1 protein-coding gene is annotated in these 2,056 nt (G+C 42.5%); it reads right to left on the bottom strand.

The features are described 5' to 3' along the window. Positions 1-408 precede the first annotated feature (408 nt). Positions 409-1,941, bottom strand: a complete 1,533-nt coding sequence (locus tag ACZM60_RS14700; protein WP_489521864.1) for a tetratricopeptide repeat protein — start codon at positions 1,939-1,941, stop codon at positions 409-411. Positions 1,942-2,056 lie beyond the last annotated feature (115 nt).

Here is a 2,056-nt window from a genome sequence, read left to right as displayed (position 1 = left end):
TTGTTTCTTTGAAAACAAACCGGATGCATTGCAAGGATACTATATTGAGGACTCAAAACAACTGGCCTTATTCTAAACTTATCCCGAACTCAGGTAAAAAATGATATTCTTAGTATTTTCTGGGTTGTTCATTGACCTCTAATTTGGAGATATGGACGAACCCAAACAAAGTATAAAAAGTAGTGTTTTCATAACTCTTTTCCATTTAAAATTCACCGACAAAAGTATAGGAAATGCATATTGGAGGGTGAAAAACGATTACGCATTTTTTACGCATTGTGAAAGCGTATTGATAACCAGTTGTTTAGGATGTTGAAAAGAGGGGTGCGAACGAATGCTTATAGAATGAATTTAACTAAAAAATCCACATTAATTGAACAAAAAATCCACTCCTTTATACAGGAAATATCATTCCAGACGTTTCAAAAACTCCCTGGCTACAGACATGTTTGTCTTTTCTCCTGTCATTTTATGATACAAACGGGTCAGTATCGAATTGACGGCAGAAGGAGAGTGGGCGATAAGTGCTGATATCCTATTGGTCGATATCCCGATTTTAATCAAACAGCAGGTACGAAGCTCTAATTCTGTTAATTTAGGATTCAGGCTGTATAGTTTAGATATAAATGTAGGATACACCTTGTTTAAAGCATTAACCAATTGCCGCCAATGCTCTTCACTCAGCTCCCGGCTTTGAGTAACACGACAAAAATGAAGATAAATGGCAGATTGCTGAAAAGCTTCTAGCCTTTCTTCCAGACTCTGCTGTTTTTCTGACAATGTTACCTGCGAATTTTCTTCAAGAGTAAGTTCCTTATTCAGCCGTTGCTTCTTGTGGAAAATATGGGTATTCCTGCCCATATAAATCATTCCTGCCACCAGTATAATTAGTGCCAGCGCCAGTATATGCCGTAGCCTTTTCATGTGCGAGAGCAGATCAAGTTTTTCTGCCTCGTGATTGATGCGTACTGTCGCTTCTGTACGTGTCATTCTGCTGATGGAGTCGGACACCTCCCGATAGCAGCGGGCGTAACGGTGTGCATCTTGCTGTTTGCCTTGTGAGAGTGCTATTTCCTTCAATATGCCATAGGCTGTGCGGTGATGATAAATGTCATTTGTCTGTAATGCCTCAACCGAATAGAATAAGGCAGAATCTAGATTGTTTTTCTGCCAATAATATTTGGCAAGTACTAAAGCTGCTAATTCATCGAAATGGTCACCCAATATTTTATAGGCAAATGCTTTTGCCGTATTATGCCTTCCTTGTGCGTAACTGAAGTCGGCCCATTCGCTCAGTACACCATATGCCGGTCTGGTGAATCCTTTTTCTTTCATCAGGTTATATGCCTTGCTGTAATACACTTCTGCGCTGTCCGGACTGTACTGCCGGTCGAATATTCGTGCTATATCTCTCCAGCTGTAGGCAATTCCCAGATAATCATCGCATTTTATGTTATATACCAATGCCTGCCGTAAAGCTTTCATGCTTTCATGGTATGCTTTTTGATAAGCATACAGGGCCGCCAGTTGTCCGTAGATGCGACCGTTCAGCGTATCGTGGTTGCAGCCCACCTCGGCTGCACTCAGGTATGTACGTATTGCCCTTGATGGTTCGTTGCAGTCGCGGTACACTCCTGCCTTGTAGTAAAGCGCTTCCGCCAGCCTCCGGTCATCTCCTTGCTGCTCGTAGAAGCGTACTATGCGGTTTATCAGCGAATCGGAGGTGTGCGGAATATAGAGTTTGTCTTCGGCTTTGATTCGTAGCATGTGGCAGTACATCCGTTCTTCTTCCGTCAGTTCCTGCAAGGATGCGTCGATCGAGTCCAGATAGGCAATGGCACTGTCCGGACAAGCTTCTGCCCAGTACTCCGCCTGTCTGATCAGGGGAGGGTAGGATGTTTTCCGGTTGCGGCAACCGCATGCTCCTATCAGCAGAAGCAACAGCAGGAAGTAAGCTACGTGAGTTCGGGATAAGAAAGTATCTTTAAAAGTTGGTAATCACCGAATTATTTTGTATATTTAAGTCTGACAAACAATTAATTACAAATTAACAACA

This window comes from Phocaeicola sp., from assembly GCF_057861905.1.
This window is presented reverse-complemented; position numbering and strand designations above follow the sequence as displayed.